Origin of the sequence: Trinickia symbiotica, from assembly GCF_003028655.1 — a bacterium.
GTDB lineage: Bacteria > Pseudomonadota > Gammaproteobacteria > Burkholderiales > Burkholderiaceae > Trinickia > Trinickia symbiotica_A.
In genome coordinates this window covers 113,185-127,940 of sequence record NZ_PYUC01000012.1, presented here as the reverse complement: position 1 = coordinate 127,940, position 14,756 = coordinate 113,185, and the positions used below count along the sequence as shown (strand labels likewise).

Below are 14,756 nucleotides of genomic sequence, written 5' to 3'. Positions count from 1 at the left end.
GCAATGCGTCGGGGAGTCGATGAGATGAAAGCGTGGGCGCAAGTCATATCGTTGGCGATGCTGATCGGCGGCTCGGGCTGTCATGATCTCGAGCGCTCGCGCGATGTCGGCGACGCGTCCGTCCCCGGCAAGACGATCGCGTTGCAGGTCTGCTCGAACTGCCATGGCCTGAAGGGCATTTCGGTCTCGCCCGCTTTTCCGAAGCTGGCCGGCCAGCCGCGCGAATACCTCGTCGCGCAACTGACGGACTTCAAGACGCATGCTCGCTCGGACCCGAACGCGAAGCGATTCATGTGGGGCTTCACGCATTTGACCGATGCGCAGATCGGTGACATCGCCACCTATTTCTCGAGTCAACCGGCTGTCGTCGGCGAGTCCGTCGACCCGGCGCTCATGAATGCGGGCCGGGAGATTTATCTGTCGGGACTGCCCGCGAAGGGCGTCGCGGCATGCGTCGCGTGTCATGGCCAGCACGGCGAAGGCCTGGACAAATTTCCCCGGCTCGGCGGGCAGCATGCCGACTACGTGATAAAGCAATTGCGAGTCTTTCAACGCACGACAGACAGGCCGCGCGGCGAGCTCATGAAAGCGGTATGCGCAAACATGTCCGACGATGACATGCGGGCCGTGGCCGCCTTCGTCGAGGCGTTTCCAGCGGATGGCGTCGCGCCGACGCAGGAAGCAAAATCAGCCGCGGCGCAATGAGCGGCTCAACCTCACTCTGCCATGTACGTCTACCTCGAATTCACCGGTTTCTCGGCGCCTCGTCCCCCGGCGGGCGCTCTTTTTATACTGACGGCCGGCATTGCCGTGCCGTCGTTGCGGGCGCTTGCGGCCAGCAGCCGCTATCGCGGCGATCTCGCTCGCGCCGATAGCGTCCTCCCGCTGAAGCGGCATCGGGTCCATCAAAGGCCCGCGATCAAGCGCCGATAGCGCGCCATGACCGCGGGCACGTATGCTTTCGTCTCGGGGTTCGTCGGGATTCGATAGCCGGCTTTGATGACGGACTGTTCGCCAGCGTTGTAGGCGGCGACGGCGAGCTCGACATTGTCGTCGAACAGATCGAGCAATGCGCGAAGGTACTGCGCGCCCGCCAGGACATTGACGCGCGGATCGAAGAGATTGCCTGCCGCGAAGCGCTTCGCCGTCTCCGGCATCAGCTGCATCAGGCCGCGCGCGCCGCGCTTGGAAACCGCGAGCGGATTGAACTTCGATTCGACGGCGATGACGGCCCGCAGCAACTCGGGACGCACGTTCCACCTGCGTCCGGCTTCCGCGATGATTTCGGCGAATCGCGACGTATCGACGTCATCGTTCCCGCCGCCCTCTCCCGGTGCTGGCCCCGATGCCACGGCGGCATTGCCATCCTGCACGCCGGGCGGACCGGCGACGATGACCTTCAAGCCCGTTTCGCTCGTTTCCTTGGGGATGTTCGTCAGCACCACGAGCCCGCTTGGCCGGACGGCGCCAAACACCTGCGCGCACGAGGAGCCCGGCCAGGCGAGCGAAACGACCAGCGACGCGACGGCTCCGGCGCTTGCGGTCGGCAAGAACATCTCGCGCCTCGCATTGCCGCCGATCGGCCTCGATGTCAATTCGACGCGACGAGTTGCCGATACGAGTGCAGCAGCTCGTCAGCCGTTGCGAAGCCGTCGACGCGCAACCACGGCTGGCCCGGCGCCGCGCGCACGAAGACGACCGGATTGTGGTCCATCTTGTCGTCTCGATAGACGTTGAAGGCCTTCTGCGCCGCGATCGTGGCATCGACGGTGCCCGTGTAGTACTGCCACTCGGGCCCCGCGCCGAACTTCGCCGCATATTCGCGCAGGCGCGCCGGCGTGTCGTTCTCGGGATCGATCGTGATCGAGACGAGATGAACGTGGGAAAGCTGAGGTCCGAGCTTGTCCTGCAATTGCTCGAACGTTTGCGAGATGACGGGGCAGATCGAGGTGCAAGTGGTGTAAATGAACGTCATGACGACTGCACGACCGTCGTCGAGCTCGCTCTTCAAGTCGATCGGTCGGCCGTCGGCACGCACGAGCGTGATCGGCGGCACGTTGTAAGCGACGCTCGACGTTTTCACGTCGCGCGTCATTTCATGATGCATGTGCGTCATCTGGCCGTCGGCGTCTTCGTGCGCCCAGGCCAAGGGAATGGCCGCGCAAGCCGCGGCGGCGGCGGCCACGACGGCCGCATGGGCCGCCACCTTTTGGAACGTGTTCATGGTTCGGACTCCTGAATAGCTCGCCAAGCGGCCGGTCAGGACTCCGATCGTTCGTCGGGAGTCCTGAAGTTCGTCGACACCGACCCACCCTTTCATTGTCGGCGGGTGCGCGTCGGCGCGGCATGGGGTACCTTCCCCATCGATGCATGGGATCGACCATCGCAAACGATGGCGGGTTGGAACGGTACTCGGCTGCGGCCGCGGCTGACCGATCGTGACGCCCCGCGGCATGCGCTAAGGCACGAGCCAGTTGCCGTCGGCGACGATGCGCGTTCCGCGCGGGTCCGCAAATCGCACGAAATATCCGCCCTTCGATGCGAACCGCTGCCCCGGCGCAAGGGTCAGCCTCGGGTAGTAACCCGTCACGAGGCGATGCTCGAGCATGTCCTCGATCCGCTCGACGAGGTAGTCGCGCACGAATGCATCGGTCATGTGGCTCAACGTCTCGGCGAGGATCCCGCACGCCAGGTACGTGTCCGCTTGCACCTGCAGATCGACGACGGGAATATGCCGTATCGAGAACCAGCCGAGCGCGAAATCGAGTCGCCAGCGGCGCTTTTCCGGCAGATCGAACGGATAAGCCATTTCCGTCACCGATCTCCAGCCGGCGGGCAAAGGCGCATTCTCGAGCCCGGCCATGAGGCCCGACATGAAGACGGTACGCGCACTCGCGCGGTCGCCGAGCCGCGCGATATCGGCGGGACGCAGCCAGAGCACGAGCGCGTCGTCGCTTGCGATTGCTCGCAGCGCCGCTGCAACGGGCTCGGCGGGCCCGAGCGCGCGGCTCGTCACGTCGATGCCTTCGCGCCGCAACGCCGTCGCGAGCGCTTGTGCACCCGCTTCGCCGTTGTCTCCGGCGCGATAAAGCTGGACGACGCGTTCGAACCGATGGCCACGCTGCGCGCCGGCGATCCGCTTCGCCATGAGGTCGGCCTCGAGCCGAACGCCGCGTGAAAAGAAGATCGGATAGAAATTCGCCCCGCTATCGACAGGTGCCTCGACGTTCGGAAACAGGCACGGCACCTCGGCTTCCTCGCAGAACGCCTGCACTGGCGCCCAGTTCTTTCCGCCGATGCCTGATACGATCGCGAACACGGGCTCGGCCACCATGTGCTGCTCAAGTTGAGCCTTCCAAGTCGAAGCGGGTCCTGTCAGCGTCCAGATATGTAGCGCCCAGCGCCGGTTGACCATGAACATCATCTTGCGCGACGTGCGCAGCGGCGGCGTGGCACCCAACGGAAACGCGTTCTTGTCCTCGAAGTAATGCTTCATGACGTCGAGCATCCCGTCACGCTTCACCGGGTCGGCGTCGGGCGTCACGATCGTCGCGAAATGGAGGACCGTGTCCTCGACGCCGGGCACGCGATGATGGTCGAGCCGCTTTAGATAGCCAATGAGCGACGCCATATCGGCGTCGTTCAGATCGAAGCGCGGCATCAGATAACTCAATGCGTGTCCTTGCGAATCGATTCCGTCGCGAACCGCCCGCGCGATGGTCGCATCGGTGTACGGATCGCGGTCGAATCGCATCGTCTCGACGAAAGGAATGTCGAGGTCTTGGACCGTTTGCGCCCGCGGATGCAACAGGTATCGGCCCGTGATCGGCGGAATCGATGTAAGCCCCGACTTCGAACCGAATCCGCTGCGTCGATGGCAATTCATGCATGCCGCCGCAGCGCCTTCGACGTGCATGCCGCCTTCGCGTACCGCTTTGAGCGGCGCGCCTGAAGGGAGTCGGCCTTCGCGGAATATGGCTTCTCCTGGATCTTCTATCGGCCGTGCCCGCATGATGGAGAACGCGCCGTCCTTGTCCGCCATGCCTGACGCACTGGCCGCGATTCCCATGAGCGGCAGCAGCGCGATGGCCATCGACGCGATGAAGCCAATCGAGGCATGCGCCGCGCGTGCGAGCCGCTCGGTCTCCATTTGACTAGCGGCCCGGCGCGCTGCCCGGCAGCGCAGGAACAGCACCGACAGGGGGCAATTCGATCGAATGGTTGCGCGGTGAAGCAACGAGCGGACGCGCGAACATCTTGTCGTCAATCATCGGATTGACTTCGACCTTTTCAATCGTCAGTCGGTCCGCCGGCGGCGCGGAAGCGGGGCCGCTTTCGATCACGACAGGAAGCTTCACGCCCTCGACGGTGCGGTACTCCCGGTAGTAGACATCAACGGGCGAGCCGGATCCGAGCGGTGTGTGGCTCTCGTGCTCGGACTTGACCTCGAGAAACGAGCTCGCGTCGACCCAGACGCGCGGCGTCGCGCCGGAAGGTAGGCGCAGCTCGAGCCGATAAGCCTTGTGCCCTTCGATCTCGTCTACGCCGCCGAGCTTCACTTGAATGCCCTTGTCCGCGTGGTCGATGAGCGGCCCGTCGATGACCTGCTCGTCGTGCGCGAACCGGAGTTCCTGCGCATCGTAGGGCTGCATGCTGCCCTCTTCGCCGCGCCGCATCGGCCGCAGCTTCCATCCGTGAGTGCCGTCGAACACGCGCAGCGCCATCCGGTTCATCGACACGATTTCGAAGCGTGTCTTGTTGGGCCGCTTCATGGCGAGCACGAACCGAGCCGGCATGCCGCCGTTGCTCGTGTCCACGCGCCCGATCCAGACCATCGTATCGATCTTGCGCCACGCATCCGCGCCGCCGCGCGCCGCCGCATTCTTTGCGACGATCTGCTCTACGCCGAGGCTCGCCGAGCCACCTTCGTCGGAACCCGCACACGCCGCCATCGTCACCGACAAGGCGAGCGCCACCCCCAAGAGTGCGATTCGTTTCATGATCGCGCTCCCCGCACTAGTGCGTTTGCGCGGCGGCCTTCGCCATCGCCAGCGTGGGCTTGGCGAAGAGGGCGTCGTCGACGGCCGTATTCACCGCGACATGCTCGATCGTCATCTTGTGCGTTTGCTTGACGCCCTGCACCGCTGTCTCGATCACATGCGGCACCTTGAGGCCTCCTTCGCTCCGGTAATCGCGCAGGAAGACGAAGACGGGATGCATTCTGCCGTCGAGCTTGCGTGGATCGCCCTCGACCTTCAGCTGCAGGAAGCTCGTCGCATCGACCCACATCATTCGCTGCGTACCGTCCTTCAACGTGAGCTTGAGCTTGTACGCACCATGGCCTTCGACTTTCTCGGCGCCCGCGAGCGCGATCTTGGTGCCTTTTTGCGCGTGGTCGACGAGCAAGCCGTCGAGCTCCGAGGCTTCCGCCGCCTGCTTGGCCTCGGCCGGCGTGTAAGGATCGACTTCATCGCGGCCAAGGAAGGGCCGCACCTTCCATCCTTCGGCACCGTCATAGACTTGAAACGCAGTCTGGCCGTCGAAGCGCACCTCGAAGCGGCTCTTCTTCGGCCGCTTCATCGTCATCGTGAACGGCAATGCCACGTTACGCTTGCCGCCGACCTCGATTTGCCCGGACATCACCATCGTGTTGGCCGCGCGCCAGGCCTGCAATCCGCCGCTTGCGGCGATGCTTCGCTCGACGATCTGCTCCGCGCCGAGCGAAGGCAACGAGATCGCCTGTCCGGATTTATCCGCGGCCGCAGGCTTCACCGCCTTCGCGGCCTTCGCCACCTTCCCGACCGCCGTCGTCGATGTCGCCGCAGCCGCCGTCGCTGTCGTAGCCGAAAGCGTCGCGGCCGCGAGACAGCCCGCGAGCCCGATCTCAAGCCATAGTAATCGCGTCATGATCGCATCCCCCTCCATGCTTGACCTGCTTCTCGTCCGAACCGACTGCTCGCGCTCGAACGCTCATTGGACCATCAAGCCGTCGATGTGATATGTGCCGACGATCACACTTACGCGATCTCCGGCCTTCACGAGATTGCCTTTATTCGAAAACACCATCCAGTAGGCCTTGCCGACCTCGGCCTCGCCCGTCTGCCGCAACGGGCCGATTTGCTCCATTTCCGGCACATGCAGCAGCGCGTGAGAGCGCGGCGCGAACAAATACGGCGTAGCGTGTCGATCGACGAGCAGTTTCGCCGCCGATGTGTCCACCACCCGATAGCTGAAGCGAATCAGATTGCCCGATGCCGTCAGCTGCACGTGCGGCTCGGCGATACCGCCGGACGCTGCGTAGAACTCCAGTGCACGGGCGGTCGCTTTTGCCGGGAAATAGGGAGACTCCTTCTTCGCCGATATCGAAGCGCTCGACGGCGCTGCCGCCTTCGCGCCCCCGCTTGCCACACAGAACGCGGCGAATCCCCAAATCACGGCGACAGCCGCGAAATCGGCACCCTCACGCATCGACCTCCGGCGGCGCTCGCCCCTACCGCCGCCGGAGCCTGCTTCCGTTTGCCAGGCCGATCTCATGGCGCCGTCCCCGTGAAGCTCACGCCGTGCGAACGGGCGAGCCCGATCGTGCCGTTCTGGCTACCGCCGACCGGAAGCGGCAGGAACGGCGTGCCGGCGAGCAGACCACCCAGCGTCGGCGTGCTGACGTACTCGACCGCTCCGATGTCGATCTGCCCGTTTTTCCGCGGCGTGCGCGGATTGCCGAAGAAGTCATAGGCCGGAGCACCTTGCACCGTAGCGCTGCCGATCGCAGGCGAATTCGACTGGATCGCATAGTTGCCGAGCGGCACGTTGTACCCCGGCCGGCCTGCCACGAGCGCCTCGTTGAAAAGCGAGATAGGCCCGTACTGCAGATTGATCCAGTTGTTGCCTTCATCGGGCGTGGCCGACGGCTGCAGGCTGAATAGCGGGTTCGGCAGCACGGCATCGGCGATGCCCGGCGGCACCTGGATGCCGTTCCCGCCCGCCTCCGGCGGCATGCGCGAACCGTTGCAGTATTGACTGACGACCGCGGGATTGCCGCCGAGGTTGTTCTGGCCCGTGTAGTCGTTCGCGTCTGTCAGGATCGAGTACGTCGGACTCAGCGTGAAGCCCGAGCCGTGATTGCTTGCCGCCGTGTCGCCGGCCACGCCGATGTCCCAGTACACCGCGCCCGCCGGGCAGTAGCCCGTCGGATGCCCGGCCTGGTTCAGCGTCGGGTTCAGCGTCACGATGTTCTGCAAGCCTTGGATACCGGCGTTGAGTCCTCCCACGGTGATATGGAACGTACGGTTTTGCCAGAAGATGTTGTTCGCGATCACTGGGCTCGAGACCTGCGTGCAATTCGACACGCCCGCCGGGCACGCTCCGCTCGCACCGGCGAAGGCCGTGACGAGATTCGCCGTGTGGGGCGCCGTCTCCAGTCCCGCGGGCTGGTTCGTCGACGTCGTGATCGGCTGGCACGTCGTTTCGCCACCGACGGTGGTGCAGTTCGGCGGCCCGACGTTGGCCTGGGTCGCGCCATCGGTGTTGAACAGCACACCCGAGGAGGCCGTGGCATCGTTCGAGACGACCGTGTTGTTGATGAACGAAACGTTCACGGCATCTTGCAGCGACACGCCACCGCCAGCCCAACCCGCGACGTTGTCGCCGATGATGTTGTTCGTCACCTTGACCGAGTACCACTTGCTCGGATCGCTTGGGCTGCGCTGCACGTCGGTGCCGTTGATCAACTGCAGCCTCAGCCCGCCGCCCTTGCCGCTTTCAGCCGTATTGCCGATCAGCAGGTTGCTGTCGATGACGAGCCCCGGCCCGGCGCCATCGGTGAGCTGCGGCGCGCAGTCGACGTCGACGGTCGAGTTCTCGCAGAAGGTCCCGTCCGGCGGCACGCCCATCGCGACGATCCCGCCCCCGTATGTCGGCAAGGTCGGGTTGTTGCTCTGGTTGAAGAGCACCCAGTTGTGCGAAATGTCGCCGTTGTAGCTGAAGCCGAAGTGCGCGAGACCTCCACCGTCGCCGCTGCTGATGTTGCCGCAGACCCAGTTGTAGTTGAAGTGGTAGTAGTCGGCGCCCGTGCAGAACGTCACGCCGCCCGCCGATGCCGGCGTGGTCGAATTGATCTCGTCGCCATACGCAGCGTTCGACGTGACCGAGTTGTGATGGACATTGACGTTCTGGTTGTAGCCGAATGGAACCTCCGTCACGCCGTCCGCGGCAATCGTCGCGTCGGGCACCTCGACTTGGCCGATCGTGATGCCGCCGGTGAGCGTCCCCGCGTTGGCCTGCACGCGGTTGTTGGCGACTTGCATGTTGTGGTTCCATCCGTGCAGGAAGATCCCGCCGCCGCCCTGCGAGCTGTTCGAAAACGTCATGCCGTCGATGCTCGAAGGATTGCAAAGGAAGTTGCTCGGGTAGGTGCTGCAGTCGGCCGCGCTATTCGTGAGCGGCGTGCAGATGCCGTTCGCCGTGCAGTTCGGATCGGGTTGCAGCGCGCCGTTGACAGGCACGTCGCGCACCCCCTTCGCGAGCACCGTGATGCCGGCCCCTTCGTAGGCGCCCATCAACGTCGGCTCCATCAGCAACTCGGCGAGGTCACCATTCAACGTCGAATCCCAGCCGACGATCGGCTCGAACGGAATCGGATCGACCTGGCGCTGCATCGCCGCCGGGCAGCTATAGGCGCCGCTCGGGTCGTACGGATTCGTCGAAGAGATCATCGCGCCGTTGAGTGCGACACCGAAGAGGCACGCCGTCTGCCTGCGCCACGGATCCATCTTGCCCGACGGGTGCGTGTTCGCATTCACGACGACGGAAGGCGCACCGACACCCTGCAGCCGCACAGGCTTCCACATCAGCAGCATCTCCTGATAGTTGCCGGGACCGACGATGACCATGTCGCCGGGGCTCGCGTTGTCGAGCGCGGCTTGGATCGCGTTGTTCGTCGCGTTCTCCCCGTTCACGTAGGTCGGCGTTTTGCCGCCGATGGTGACCGTCACCGCGTCGATAGACTGCTTGCCGTTCGCCGCCGTGATGACGAGCTCCCCGCAAAGTGCCTGCGGCGTGCCCGCGGGCAACCCGAGCTGCGGCACGGTGCAGCTCGATTGGGCCGCCGTGAGCGCGGGCACCTGCACCTTGATCTGCGTATCGCTCCACGACACGATCGTCGCTGCCTGTCCGCCGATCGTCACTTTGCTGCCGGTTCCGCGAGTGCCGAAGCCATAGTGCCGTTTGATGAACTTCTCGTTGAACGGCGCCGCCGTCGCCTGCGGCCCGGTGTAGCCGTTGTTGGGCACCTGCTGATCGCCGAGCGCATTGATCGTCACCGTATTGCCGGCAGCGCTCACCCACGGTCCGCTCCCTCCGCCGGGCAGGCTGTCTCCCGTCACCGTCGATACGGCCGGCGTGGCGTCGGGATAGGCGCAATCGGGCGGATTGTAGCCATCCGCGAAGGCCTGCACGGGGACGACGGGCGTGTCCATGTATTGCGTTTGCCCGGGCATGAACGGGATCTCGTAGCAGAACTGGCTGTATCCGGGGTTGTAAAGCGGATCGCGAATTGTCTTGCCCGGATGGGCCGGATCAGGCATATCGGGATCGTTCATGCAGGCCACCATCATCGTCGGCGCATAGCCCGTCGGATTCGGCGGGTTGACCTCCCACGTCGAATAAGTGAGTCCGTTGAAGATGCCCCATTGATCGGAATAGACGCGCTCGATCTCGTTGCCCGCGAAATCCTTGATCGAGACCGGAACGTTCGGCACCGCAAATTTCTCGCCGAACTGCGGCGAGTACGGATCGAACTCGGACGAGAAGTCGTCGAGCATGAAACCCGTGTAATGCGAGGAGACGTGCGTCGAGCTGAACAGATAGAACTTCGCCTCGGCCGTTATCTGATCGGTCAGCGTGATCTCCTTGCGATCGCAGAGGTGGCGCGACGCGCCCGCGAACGGGGAGACTTCCTGCGCCTCGGGGAAGAGGCTCAGGTAGTCGGGAACGATGCGCAGCTCGCCGACGCAAGGCCAATACGTTTCGGTCGTGCCCGTATCGCCTTCTTCGCGTGGGTACGTCACCGATCCGAGATTGGTCGTCGGGTTCTGTGCGTTGTTCTTGTTGTAGGCGCTGTTCACCGCGGCTTGGTCGGGCAGGATGAAAATGTTCGACAAGGCAGCGAACTCCTGCGTCACCGGGGCGATGAAGTTGTCGCCGATGAGGATGTTCTTGTCCTCCTCTTTCATCAGCTCGTAGCCGGGCGGTACGATCACCTCCACCACGTACTTTCCGGCCGGCAGCATCCAGGTCCCGTCGCCGGTCGGATTCCTGACGCAAATCTTGCAGTTCGTGCCGATCGGCAGGCCGGTCGAAGGATTGCGTGCCGTCACGCTCGGGAACTGGTACATCCCGTCGTACGGCGCCGGCTGCAGCTGGTTGAACACGTGCATGCCGTCATAGCACTTGAACTGCGCGTTGTACGGTAACGGATGATTCGGATTGAGCGTCGTCGGCGAGTTCTTCAACGTGAAGAAGAACGGATCGTTCGTCTCCTGACCCGGGCAGTTCATGTTCGGCACGCCGTTCAACCGAAAGCCCTGCGCCCAATCGTCCCAGCTCGAGCTCTGCGTCGTATCCACGAGCTTCAGGCTCGCGGTGCCATCCTCGGCTGTGCCCTCCTGATACAGATTGACCGTCACGTGCGGGATATTCGGTATCCACTTTGCGTGGACCGTCAGCGTCGGGTCGTCGAACGCGCGCGTCGACGCGTAGACCACCTCGCCGCGAATGCCGCCGTTCTCTCCGGCCGCGAACGGCTTCTTGCCGAACTCGATGAAGCCGGCCTGACCCGAGAATCCCTGCCAGCCCTCCGTCGTCACCCAGGGCGGATCGATGCGTCCCGTCGAGGGGTTCGACGTGCTGCTGCCGGGACCGTTGGCGATCGAGAAGCCGTTGCAATCGGCGTTGTCGCAGTAGACGGCGCCGGGCACCCGCAGGTTGGTCGGCAAATGAGCCGTCGACGATTCCTTAGTATTCGCAAGATTCGCGGCGATCGTCGATGTGCCGCCGCCGGGCGTGCCGTCGGGTGGCCCACCGGCGTCGTAGACGACATGCACGCCGGTCTGCTTGTAGCGTGTCGTATCAGTCTCGGCGACATACCAGTTGAAGAGCGGGAATACCTCGTTGAACGACATGTAGCCGTTCATGTCGGTGACGCCCAGGTTCGAGTAGCTGCCATCGCGGAACCGAATGTTCATCGGCACCATCGCCAGGCCCGGATCGGAATCGTGCGAGACGCCGTCTCCGGCCAGGTCGAGGAATGTCCTCGTGTAAAGGTTCGTTTGCCACTGCAGCACCGCGATGTCGCCGACGTTGAGCGTCTGTCCCGGCTGCAGCGTGAATGCGCTCGCGAGCCCATCCACAATCTGATCGTTCCATTGATCGAAGACCGTGACTCGCCACGTCCCCGCAGGCAGCCCGCTGAAGCTGAACGTGCCGTCCTCGTTGCACTTCGTGAAAGCGATGTCGTCGCCGTCAGTTGAGCCGAGACTCACATAGCACTGCGTAAAGCTGAGTGGCTTGCGCGATTGGCTGCCGTAGAGGTTCTCGTTGGGCGGCCGGCTGTAGTGAAGATTCGTGACGCGTCCCGTCACGCCGCTCGTGCAAGTCGTGCCCGCGCATACGCCGGGCAGTCGATCGTTGATGATCTTCGGATTCGCAAAGCCGATCGAAACGTGGAAGCCTGCGGGGCCAAACTCCTGGAAGTAGGCGGGACCGCCGATCTTGATGAATGAGTCGTGCGCCTTCTGACCGTCGAGCGTGTTCGTCTGCAGCCACTGCTCGCCGCGCGCGATGCGATCCGCGGCCGGTGTCGCGACGATGCCGTAGCGCCCAGGCATCAGGTTCGCGATCACCGCCTGGCCTGCGAGCGGCGACGGAGTCTTGCCGTCGGACTCGTAGTTCGGGCAGGTCGGGATCATGCCGACGATGCCGTCGCTCGCGGCCGAGATCGGACATGCGTTGAGCCCCGTCGTCGGATCGATCGTGCCCTGCAGCGAGTTCGACAACGGCATGTTGAACATGTCGTAGGTCATCTGCCCGGTCGCGTCGCCCGTGCCGCCCGCGTCGTCCCACAATTTGATTTCGAAGCCGCCCAGGCCGGGCTCGCGAGCGGTGCCAAAGTTGTCACTGCCGCCGTGAACGTCGACTTCACCGTTGAGCGGCGAATCGTCCTCGAATACGAACACTGAGACTTTGGCCGTCTGGAACGGCGTCTGCTGCAGTACGACGCTGACGCCCTTCTGCCCCGCCGCGATCGGCGCGCCGCCCATCCCATGGCCGCACTTGCCGGTGCCCGGAGCGAAATCGGCACCGCTTGGCCCAGAGGGGCAATCGAGGGCGATGCTGAATTGCCGCGTCGGTCCGCTCGGATTGTTCGGGTCGACGGGTACCGGCGCACCGGCGCCTGACGCGAACGGATTGCCGGCGTCGCCGGGCAAGATCGAGATGTAGTAGCGCTTCCTCGGGTCCAGCACGACCTGACTCGGGTTCGCCGGCGTCTGCTGCGCCGCCGTCGTGCGGCATACACCGTCGCCTATGTCACAGACCGCGGGCACGTGCGCGTTGCTCGTCGGATCGAAGACTGTCTGTCCATACTCGCACGCATACTGGCCGACACATCCCGACGCCACGACCGGCATATAACTCGTGTGGAAGTTCGTGCCGAGGCTCGGCACCGGCAACGGCGGGCAGGTTGCCGGCCGGTTCCGGCTATTGACCTGGCAGGCCGGGTCGATATAGAACGTGCGATCCTCTTCGATGATCCAGCGGTAGTCGGTGATCGGCGTGCCCGTGTTCGCATCTTGCACGGCCACCTGCAAGCCGCTGCCCGCATGGAACGTCACTGTAACGGTCTCGGCCTCGCTCGCCGTATTCTGCGAATTGACGGCCTTGTATTGGAACCGCACCGTCGACGTCGAGGTCCCCGTCGGCACGGTGGTGGGTATCGCGGTGAACGAACCGTCCGCATTCAACGTCACGGTACCGCCCTGCGCCGTACCGGACATGACGGCCCTCATCGGCAAGCCCAAAGGATCGGTCGAATAGGCAAGCACGCCCGGCGATGAGAGATGGAACGTCGAAGCGATGCTGCTCGTATAACTTTGCTCGCTTGCGCGCGGCGGGCGGCCGAGGCAGCCGTTGGCAGTCGTGCAGGCTGTCAGCGTGACGGTGGCCGTGATCGCGGCGTTGCCGTTCGCCTCGTAGACGAAGCTGTCCGACGTCGTGCCCGCATTCGGCACGTAGGTGAACGTCCCATCGGAATTCAGCGTCACCGTGCCGCCCTTCGCTTGCGTCAGCAACGTGACGCCGTAGATGCCGGTGTTGCTCCCGATGACGCCTTTCGTCGGATCCGAGACCGTCAGCGTCGTATTCACGTCGAAATAGTAGTGACCGGCCTTCGCGACGGCCGTATCGCCGCCCGTCGTCGCGGTCGGTACAGCGCCACCGTTGACGCTGACATAGGCCTGCATTCCGCCGTCGCGCTGATTGTTCGTCGACAGGCTCAGCTCACGGTCGAAGACAGGCAATGCCGCCGCGCCCGTGACCGGTGCGTTCATCATCACGTCGTAGGTCTTGCCGGCAGGCAGGAACACTTCGTTCTGAATCTTCGGAAGGCCGGGAAGCACGTTGCCGTCTTCGGCGATCAACGCAAAACCCGGGGTCGGCGCGCTGCCCGCCGGCAAACCCGCCACGGTCTGCGCACCAACGACGGACGGTACATGCATGCGCAACCCGGCATTGACGAAGCGCAGCATCACTTGCCCGGTTCCCGCGGGGGCCGCTGCCGAAAACTGCGAGCGGACCGCATTGGTCCGGTCGAATGACACGCCGTTGATCAGGTAGTAGCGCGGGTCGTAGTTGACGACGGGCGGATAGCAGGTGCCGTACGTGGTCGATGTCGGATCGCCGCACTGCCCCGGCTGACCGGACCATACCTTCGTCTCGCTGAAGCCGCTCGTGACCACGGCCTTCGCGACCGCCGCGTTTTGCACCGGGTCGATTTCGCTCAAGAGCAAGGGGACATCAGCGTCATAGTTGACGCCGGGATAAGCCTGCGCCTGCGTCGTTCCATTGGCGGGCGTGCGAACGACGAGCACGCCATAGAGTCCCATCGGCCCTTGGATTGACGGATGCGTGCCCGATTCGATCAGATAAGTGCCGGGCCGCAGGTTGTTCCATGTCAGCGCGGTCGTCGAACCGTTCGACACTTCGGTCGAAAACGACTGCACGCGCGGCCCTTGCGCCGGCGGTGTGAATTTCGCGGCCGTGGCGCTCGTCGCGCTGCCTGCGATCGGCCAGGTCGCGACCTGCGGCGGATGCGCGGGGCTCGGCGTCGACGTGGCGGTCGCTCCGAGTCCGCCGCCGAGTTGACCGATGATCGAGAGTGACGTCGGCACCTGCCCGGGCAGGCTGTTGGTGAGATTGATCGTCAACGGGCCGGGCGGGACGGTAATGACGACGGGCGACCATCCAGTCCCGGCATTGGCGTTCGACGCCGCGCAAGTAGCGGGTGCCGTCACGGTGCCGCAAACGTAGCCCCACATCGGCACGCTCTGACCGTCGGGAAGATTGGCCGTCGAGGCCTTCACCGTCAAATTGACGCTTTGCGCAAGCGCCATCCCACTCGTGAACGCGAGTATAGAAGCCGCTACTGCCGCCGTCCTGGCGAGACCCATGATCGGTGCTTTAAGCACATCGGTTCTCATTGCGGT

Annotated in this window: 8 protein-coding genes; 1 reads left to right on the top strand and 7 read right to left on the bottom strand. The window is 64.2% G+C overall.

Annotated elements, in window-relative coordinates; all coding sequences use genetic code 11:
• Positions 1 to 24 precede the first annotated feature (24 nt).
• Complete coding sequence (locus C9I57_RS22930) at positions 25 to 705, top strand: c-type cytochrome (protein WP_181321922.1); 681 nt, start codon at positions 25 to 27, stop codon at positions 703 to 705.
• Between the two features lie 200 nt (positions 706 to 905).
• Here the strand turns inward: C9I57_RS22930 and C9I57_RS22920 are convergent, their stop codons facing one another.
• The 7 genes from C9I57_RS22920 to C9I57_RS22890 form a co-directional block, all read right to left on the bottom strand.
• Entirely contained in the window at positions 906 to 1,556 is a 651-nt protein-coding gene (locus C9I57_RS22920) for a lytic transglycosylase domain-containing protein (protein WP_107153002.1), read from the bottom strand.
• A 35-nt stretch (positions 1,557 to 1,591) separates the two neighbouring features.
• Positions 1,592 to 2,224, bottom strand: a complete 633-nt coding sequence (locus tag C9I57_RS22915) for an SCO family protein (RefSeq protein WP_107152917.1) — start codon at positions 2,222 to 2,224, stop codon at positions 1,592 to 1,594.
• A gap of 234 nt (positions 2,225 to 2,458) precedes the next feature.
• Positions 2,459 to 4,042: a cytochrome C gene (locus C9I57_RS22910; protein ID WP_181321929.1), complete on the bottom strand. Its 1,584-nt coding sequence runs from the start codon at positions 4,040 to 4,042 to the stop codon at positions 2,459 to 2,461.
• Positions 4,043 to 4,154: 112 nt separating this feature from the next.
• Complete coding sequence (locus tag C9I57_RS22905) at positions 4,155 to 5,000, bottom strand: hypothetical protein (protein ID WP_258187786.1); 846 nt, start codon at positions 4,998 to 5,000, stop codon at positions 4,155 to 4,157.
• A 16-nt stretch (positions 5,001 to 5,016) separates the two neighbouring features.
• Positions 5,017 to 5,907: an outer membrane lipoprotein-sorting protein gene (locus C9I57_RS22900; RefSeq protein WP_258187785.1), complete on the bottom strand. Its 891-nt coding sequence runs from the start codon at positions 5,905 to 5,907 to the stop codon at positions 5,017 to 5,019.
• 63 nt (positions 5,908 to 5,970) lie between these two features.
• Positions 5,971 to 6,468, bottom strand: coding sequence for a hypothetical protein (locus tag C9I57_RS22895; protein WP_107153000.1), 498 nt, complete (start codon positions 6,466 to 6,468; stop codon positions 5,971 to 5,973).
• Between the two features lie 62 nt (positions 6,469 to 6,530).
• The gene (locus C9I57_RS22890) at positions 6,531 to 14,750 is read right to left on the bottom strand and encodes a choice-of-anchor Q domain-containing protein (protein WP_107152914.1); all 8,220 of its coding nucleotides are present in this window, start codon (positions 14,748 to 14,750) and stop codon (positions 6,531 to 6,533) included.
• Between the last annotated feature and the right edge of the window lie 6 nt (positions 14,751 to 14,756).